Here is an 8,263-nt window from a genome sequence, read left to right as displayed (position 1 = left end):
AGACCCAAGAGAAATTAACAAAAATGTAAACGGCTCCGAAAAAATAGTGGCCTAGAAACTTGTAATTTATTAGAGTATATGTCAAAAATAGCTTTTAAAATGAAGTTGATGCCGGGTTTCCAAGAGGAATACAAAAGGAGGCATGATGAAATATGGCCCGAAATAAGCGCACTTCTCAAAGAAACTGGCGTGGCCGATTATTCCATTTTTTTGGATGAGGAGACCAACACGCTGTTTGCAGTGCAAAAGCAAATTGGCAGTTCCTCTCAGGATTTGGGAGATCACCCATTGGTGAAAAAATGGTGGGCCTATATGGCGGATATCATGGAAACAAATGCCGATAACTCGCCCGTGAGTAAACCCTTGAAAATGGTTTTTCATTTGGAGTAAGGAATAGTTAGTTGGGAGTAGTTAATCAGGGAGTAGTTAGTAGGAAGCAGGGAAATAGTTAAATAGTGATGAGTTATGAGAGATGAATTGCGTAGACAAGTTTTTTTACTTTTTACTTTTGAATTTTTACTTTATCAAATGGTTCCCTTTTTCACTAATAAGTATGTTAAAAAAAATTCAATATATATTCATTATAAGTCTAGCTCTTGTTTGGGGCTGTCAACGCAAAGCAGACACGCTTTGGCCGGAAGTCACCAAAGAAATGAAACCCTGGACACGCTGGTGGTGGATGGGCAATGCCGTGGACAGTACCAACCTGCGTGCTTTACTCAAAGAATATGAGCAACGGGGTTTCGGAGGGGTGGAAGTTGCACCCATATATGGGGCAAAAGGCTACGAAAACCAATATATTGACCATCTTTCAGAGGAGTGGATAAAGCACTTGCGTTTTACCTTGCGAGTGGCAGATAGCCTCGGGATGGGGGTCGATTTAACCAATGGTACCGGTTGGCCTTTTGGCGGACCGCAAGTCGAAGAAGGGGATGCGGCAACTAAGCTCATTGTCAGTACCTATAAATTACACGCTAAACAACCCTTGAAAGAGACGATTAAGTCTTCAGACCCTAAACAACCGAACGCTTCCCTCGTTTCATTAACCGCCTATGGGTCGGATAACCAAACAATTTTGTTAACCGATAAAGTAGATCATACGGGCAGACTGCAATGGACGGCCGAGAAGGGCACTTGGGAATTGTATGCCTTGTTCTTAGGTAAAACAAAACAACGGGTCAAACGAGCCGCGCCCGGAGGGGAAGGCTTTACCCTGGACCACTTTTCAAAGGAGGCACTGGATCGCTATCTTCAACCTTATGCGCGGGCACTGGGCAAAGAACGCATAGGAATAAGAGCTTTCTACAATGATAGTTATGAAGTGTATGGAGCGGACTGGACAGAAACGCTGTTAAAAACCTTCGAGACCAACAGGGGTTACGATCTACGGTACCATGTGCGCGACTTGTTAAGTCGGGATTCAACCGAACGGATTGCGCGTATTAAATCTGATTACCGCGAAACAGTAGCGGAGATGCTCTTGAATAATTTTACCAGACATTGGACTGACTGGGCGCACGAACATCACGGTATTACCAAGAATCAAGCGCATGGTTCACCGGGCAATCTCTTAGATTTATATGCGGCCGTTGATATACCGGAGGCAGAAACTTTTGGTTCAAGCTATTTTCCGATACCGGGTCTTCGTCGTGATAGTGCTGACATACGTAATGTGGATCCTGATCCGATGATGCTTAAATTTGCTTCTTCGGCGGCGCACGTCAGCGGAAAGAATCTGGTGTCCAATGAGACCTTCACCTGGCTAACCGAACATTTTAAGACTTCCTGGGCACAGTGCAAACCGGAGGTCGACCAAGTGTTTTTGGCAGGGATCAATCATGTTTTTTATCATGGTACTACCTATTCTCCTCAACAAGCCCCCTGGCCGGGCTGGCTTTTTTACGCATCGGTAAATTTTGTGCCGGCAAATAGCTTGTGGAGCCACCTCGATGGATTGAACCAATACATCACGCGGGTGCAATCCGTCTTACAAGCAGGAAAAGCCGACAACGAGTTGTTGATTTATTGGCCTATCTATGATATCTGGCATCAGGCAAAAGGTGGATTACAGGCCTTGAAGGTGCACGACATCGATGAATGGTTACATCCGACTGAGTTCTACAAACAGGCTTTGCACTTGCAGGAAGAGGGCTATGCTTTTGATTTTGTGTCGGATCATCTTTTGGAAAAATTGCAGGTGCAAGATGGAAAATGGATGTCGGGTAAGGAGCCTTTATCTCACCGCGCTTTACTGGTTCCGAAAACAGGTAAAATGCCTGTCGAAACGTTGGAACGGATGATCCAGCTGGCGAAAGATGGCGCTACCCTTATTTTTCAGTCTTTGCCGACAGATGTTCCTGGTGCCCATGACCTTGAAAGGCGAAGAGCAAAACTTGCTCAACTGGTGCAAAGCATAAGGAAGATGTCCAAGCAACCGAACGCGGGTAAAGGCAAGATCATAGTGAGAGAAGCGCTGGATGAAGGACTCCGCGAGGTAGGTTTGTCCGGGGAAGCCTTAGTGAAAGCAGGGCTTCAGTTTGTTAGACGAAAGGTGGGAGCTGATACTTACTATTACATGGTGAACTTGACGGATAAGGCGGTAAATGAAGAGCTGTCCTTTGGTATGAAAGACGTCTTCTGCTATATGATGGATCCGCTTTCCGGTAAAACCGGAAAGGCTTCGGTTCGCTCCGCGGACGGGCAAATAGCCATTAAGGTACAATTGGAGTCGGGCGAGTCTTGTATCCTTGCGGTGGTACAGGAAGAACGTCCGAATGAGCCTGAGTGGCTATATCCGGAAAAGCCATTGGTGTCTTTCTCATTAACAGGGAATTGGCAATTGTCCTTTAAGGACGGCGGTCCGACAACTCCTCGTGCCCGTACGCTCAATCGCTTGATTCCCTGGACGGGCTTGCAGGACAGTGCCGCAAATGACTTCTCGGGAAAGGCGGTGTACAGCCTAGACTTCGACTTGCCGGCAAGCGAAGGGAAAGATTATGTGCTCAGGTTAGACAGCATCTTTGAAAGCGCTCGCGTAATAATTAATGGGAAAGAAGCTGGGTTGATTTGGAGTTTACCTTACAAGTTGCATTTGGGCACGTTGGTCAGGCAAGGAAAAAATACGATTGAAATTGAGGTGGCTAATTTAATGGCTAACCGGATTCGATATATCGACAGAAAAAAGTTGAAATGGCGGGAATACAATGGCAGTCAATTCGTCAACATCGATTACGAACCTTTTGACGCTTCTAATTGGAAAACAGTGCCCGCCGGCTTAGCGGGGCACGCCCGAATTGAGGTGTATTGAGTTTAGTTTCATGTGGAACTTACATATGTTTTTCTGTCGTGTTAAATGTATTATTCATGTGTTTTTTATGCTTTTATAATTGCTTTTCGATAGCAAGCCATCAACAGATCAAAGGTACTTCGTGCTTAGAAACTTGTTTTTTGCTATAAGTCTTCGTTGACAGTGTAAGTTGGTTCAAAGTCTTTTTTATTTTTAAGTGATTTCAGATATATTTACACTGTGAACAGCTGGCCTTCGTTAATAGCTTAGGTGTTCAAACAAACGACCTTTTATAAACGATTATGATGCTAAAGACAAAAAGCCGTTCCTTATGGAGATATCCCTATTTGTTCCTGTTGTTTGCTTTTTTTTCTGTTAAAATGAGCCGTGCGCAAGAAATAACTTTATATGGATTAACCTGCGAATATCAGGAAAACCCGATCGGTATTGACGATCCTGTTCCGCGTTTCAGCTGGAAAATGAAGGCGAAAGGAAAGGACGTCATGCAAACTGCTTATGAATTGAAAGTAGCTACCAATGAGCAGGACCTGAAAAAAGGAAGCGTGTGGCACTCTGGAAAGGTCGCAAGTGAAGCGTCGGTACTGATTCCTTTTGGCGCCGATGAACTCCAGAGCCGCACTCGCTACTTTTGGCAAGTACGTGTTTGGGATAACAGGGGAAACGTTTCACCCTGGAGTGCCGTTAATTTTTGGGAAACAGGCCTGCTTAATCCGACCGATTGGAAGGCAAAATGGATTCAACTTGATCAAAAAACACCGCTCGGTTCTAACCCCAGCCCGCAATTTAGGAAAGCCTTTAATTTGAAGCAGGGGGTAAAGAAAGCAAGGCTCTACATCACAGCGCATGGATTGTATGAGGCTTATCTTAATGGTGAAAAGGTAGGGAATGCCTATTTTACGCCGGGGTGGACGAGTTATCACAAGCGTTTGCAGTATCAGGTATACGATGTGTCTGAACAGCTCAAAAAAGGACAAAATGTAATGGGTGTCATGCTGGGCGATGGCTGGTTCAAAGGAAATTTAATGGGGGGAAATAACTACTATGGGCGTGATCTAGCTCTTTTAGCGCAGTTGGAAATCGAGCTTGAAAATGGTGAAAAAATCGATATGTTGAGCGATGGCACTTGGAGAAGCTCGACGGATGGTCCGATCCGGATGGCGGACAATTACAATGGCGAAACCTATGATGCACGTATGGAGCAAGCTGGCTGGGCTACAGCTGCCTTTAATGATGCGACCTGGAAGTCTGTCAAGGTGAATGATTCCCTTGCTTATCAACAGTTGGTTACTTCGCCGGCACCGTTGGTGACCGCACAAGAAACCATCAAGCCTGTTAAGATGATCACAACACCAAAGGGCGAAAAGGTGATCGACTTTGGACAAAATTTAGTGGGGTGGATTCAGTTTGATGCAGCGGGAAACCCTGGCGACTCGCTGGTTTTTTATCATGCTGAGGTGCTGGATAAAGAAGGCAATTTTTATACGGAGAATCTGCGTTCAGCCAAGCAAATGTTAACCTACATTTTCAAAGGGACTGGCTTGGAAACCTATCATCCTCGTTTTTCTTTTCAGGGTTTTCGCTATGTGAAGGTCGAAGGAGCTAAGGAAGAGGTCAATTTAAATAATATAAAGGCAATCGTCCTGCATTCAGCTATGCGCCGGACGGGCGATTTTACGACTTCGGATAGTTTGATCAATCAACTTCAGCACAATATTCTTTGGGGACAGAAAGGAAATTTTCTGGATGTGCCGACCGACTGTCCACAACGGGATGAACGGCTAGGATGGACGGGCGATGCGCAGGCCTTTTTCAATACGGCTGCTTATAACATGGATGTAGCCGGTTTCTTTATGAAATGGTTGCAGGATGTAAAGGCCGACCAGTTTGCAAGCGGTGCGATCCCGCATGTTGTACCCTATTACTGGAAAACGGAAGAGGGTGGCTCGGCCGGCTGGTCGGATGTAGCGACGATTATTCCATGGAATTTTTACCGTCTATACGGCGACAAACGGATATTGGAACAGCAATATACCTCAATGGCCAAATGGGTGCAGTTTATGGTAGATAATAGCACGAACGATCTTTGGAATAAAGGTTTTCATTTCGGCGATTGGCTTTTCTATATCCCAAATGACGATCGGGATGGACGGGCGGCTATTACCGATAAGTATCTTATTGCCCAATGTTTCTTCGGACATTCCGTGCAATTGATGATCAATGCAGCCGAGGTATTAAGTAAAAAGGAGGACGTTGCCCGTTATCAGCAATTGCTGGGACAAGTGAAGACAGCCTTCGTGAAGGAGTATGTGACGCCTTCCGGACGTCTGGTTTCCAACTCACAGACAGCCTATGTATTAGCCTTGCAGTTTGATATGCTGCCGGAAAATTTGTGTACACAAGCGGCAAAGCGTCTGGCTGATAATATCAAAAGCTATGACAACCACCTCACGACGGGCTTTTTGGGCACACCCTATCTCTGTCATGTCTTAAGTCGATATGGTTATGAGGAACTTGCCTATACCCTATTAATGCAACGGACTTACCCTTCTTGGCTTTATCCGGTGTTGAAAGGTGCCACTACGATTTGGGAGCGTTGGGATGGTATTAAGGCGGATGGCTCCTTCCAAAATAAGGATATGAATTCTTTCAACCATTATGCCTATGGAGCCATCGGTGATTGGATGTATCAACAAATCGCAGGTATACAAGCGCCGAGCGAAACACCTGGCTATAAAGAATTCGTGATTGCTCCACGACCCGGAGGTGGATTGTCTTTTGCCAACGCTTCACTCGAAACGATCTACGGAAAAATTGTATCGAACTGGAAAATTACCGGCAATGAGATGCAAATGATGGTAGAAGTTCCACCGAATACCACCGCAAAAGTACTTTTTCCGAATGCGGTGGAAAACTCGGTGAAGGATGAAAAGGGGAATGTAATGGATAATTCCGCTGTAGAAATAGGTTCCGGTAAGTATAGTTTTACATTTGCTTTAAAAGCTGAATAGGAGGGTATTAATAACTCTATAATAAGTAACAGAATAAGTCCTGACATGGATTCAATATCTTAATGTTATTTTTGCAGATAAGAATGTGGTTTTTTGAGACTGTTTAAATTTCATTTTATACCAGTTCGAGGGATAAGCGCTCGTTACCTAATAACTGGCCTCCATCCCAAATGCTTTCGGGACGGGTAGTAGAAGGTTAAGTAGCGGTACTAACTCTTATTGTGGATATAGAATACCGTTTGAAAATTGTATTTATCGTATGGTTTGGTACCCATAAACAATATGATAAAATAGACGCTAAAAAGGTAAGTTATGTTAAAACCGATAAAAAATAACCAGCAATATGAAGATGCATTGGCTCATGCATACCTATTAATGCAAAAAGATATTAAGCCGGATTCAAAAGAATCGGATGAACTGGAAGTACTATCCCTATTGATTAAGGAATATGAAAATGAGCATTTCCCTGTACCTAAGCCTAATCCGATAGAAGCCATTAGGTTTAGGCTAGATCAGATGAATATGTCCGAAGTGGATCTTTCTAAAATTTTAGGTTACCGATCCAGAAAATCCGAGATACTTTCAGGGAAAAGGAAATTGAGTTTAACTATGATAAGGAAATTACACGAAGTATTACATATTCCAGCAGAAGTATTGATACAGGCATATTAAGCAGGAGTGGGCGAGCCCCACCCGCGTTCAATTTTCTTCGGAAGATATTGGTAAATGGATTAGAAAAAAAAGGCAAAAATCTGTATCTTTCGACTTTGTAACCTATATCCATGAAGTGCGATCCGTTTTTTGAATATATAAAAATTGACGAATTTTCGGCAACACCCAAATATTTGCAGTTAACGACTGCCATATTGAATGCGATTAAGAACGGTAAAATCGATAAGGATTCGATGCTGCCTTCCATCAATGAATTGAGCTTTGTTTTAGAAGTATCGAGAGACACGGCTGAAAAGGGGTATCGATATCTAAAAAAGTTAGGAGTAATCGATTCAGTGCCTGGCAAGGGATATTATGTGAGCCGGACAGACTTCAGGCAGAAGAGAAGTATTATGTTGCTTTTCAATAAATTGAGCGCCCATAAGAAAATTGTTTACGATGCTTTTATCAAAACCTTAGGGACAGATGCCGCAGTCGATTTTTACATATATAACAACGACTTTAATCTGTTCAAGAAGTTGTTGTACAATCAAAAGCAGGAATATACGCATTATGTCATTATCCCGCATTTCGTGGAAGAAAGGGAAAAAGCGGCAGAGGTAATCAACCAGTTGCCAAAGGAAAAATTGCTGTTGCTTGATAAAAAGGTTGCCGGGGTGGAAGGTGACTACGCAGCCGTCTATGAAAATTTTGAAGAGGATATTTACCATGCACTGGAAGAGGCGAAAGAAAAATTAGCGAAATACCATACGCTTAAGTTGATTTTTCCCGATAAAAGTTATTTTCCCAGAGAGATCATAAAGGGCTTTTATCGCTTTTGCCAGCAATATGCCTTCGATCATTTGCTCGTTAGTGACATCGCCAAAGAGCCGATTAAGGAGGGGGAGGTATATATCAACCTCATGGAGGACGATTTGGTTATTCTGCTGGATCGTATTATTTCAATGAAACTGGAGATAGGACGCCAAGTCGGCGTGATTTCCTATAATGAAACAAGGGTGAAGCGTTTTATATTGAACGGAATCACGACTATTTCGACCGACTTCGAAAAGATGGGCGCCACGGCTGCTAACCTGATTTTGGAAAACTCAAAGAAGCACGTTCAGGTACCCTTCTACTTGTTCAAGAGAGCTTCTATTTAGTTGCCTGTTGCCTGTTGTGAGTTGTCAGCGGTACGTTGTCAGCCTTTTTAGCAAACATGTCATGTCCTAAAAAAAGTAGACACTTTTATTGTTGTTGATTAAGATGTTGGAATGTGGGAAACTCCAGAGGAGTT

The 8,263-nt window shown here is 43.6% G+C and carries 6 protein-coding genes; all 6 read left to right on the top strand.

Translation table 11 applies throughout. The annotated features are described in order from the left end of the window. Window positions 1-78: 78 nt before the first annotated feature. The 6 genes from rhaM (at window position 79) to EPX21_RS11355 (ending at window position 8,129) form a co-directional block, all read left to right on the top strand. Window positions 79-390, top strand: a complete 312-nt coding sequence (gene rhaM / locus EPX21_RS11380; protein ID WP_134089815.1) for an L-rhamnose mutarotase — start codon at window positions 79-81, stop codon at window positions 388-390. A gap of 163 nt (window positions 391-553) precedes the next feature. Further along, entirely contained in the window at window positions 554-3,307 is a 2,754-nt protein-coding gene (locus EPX21_RS11375) for a glycosyl hydrolase (protein WP_134089814.1), read from the top strand. Window positions 3,308-3,588: 281 nt separating this feature from the next. After that, complete coding sequence (locus EPX21_RS11370) at window positions 3,589-6,315, top strand: glycoside hydrolase family 78 protein (protein WP_134089813.1); 2,727 nt, start codon at window positions 3,589-3,591, stop codon at window positions 6,313-6,315. A gap of 221 nt (window positions 6,316-6,536) precedes the next feature. Continuing rightward, window positions 6,537-6,650, top strand: coding sequence for a type II toxin-antitoxin system HigB family toxin (locus tag EPX21_RS11365; RefSeq protein ID WP_240768663.1), 114 nt, complete (start codon window positions 6,537-6,539; stop codon window positions 6,648-6,650). Continuing rightward, window positions 6,628-6,987 (top strand): type II toxin-antitoxin system HigA family antitoxin, encoded by a 360-nt coding sequence (locus tag EPX21_RS11360; RefSeq protein WP_134089812.1) that lies wholly within the window; start codon window positions 6,628-6,630, stop codon window positions 6,985-6,987. The genes EPX21_RS11365 and EPX21_RS11360 overlap by 23 nt, the downstream gene beginning before the upstream one ends. Window positions 6,988-7,097: 110 nt before the next feature. Then, on the top strand, window positions 7,098-8,129 hold the full coding sequence (locus EPX21_RS11355) for a GntR family transcriptional regulator (RefSeq protein WP_134089811.1): 1,032 nt from the start codon (window positions 7,098-7,100) through the stop codon (window positions 8,127-8,129). The last annotated feature ends 134 nt before the right edge of the window (window positions 8,130-8,263 follow it).

It is taken from the genome of Olivibacter sp. XZL3 (assembly GCF_004368405.1).
Taxonomy (GTDB): Bacteria; Bacteroidota; Bacteroidia; order Sphingobacteriales; family Sphingobacteriaceae; genus Olivibacter.
The sequence above is the reverse complement of the archived record's forward strand: the minus strand, read 5'-3'. Positions and strand labels throughout refer to the sequence as shown.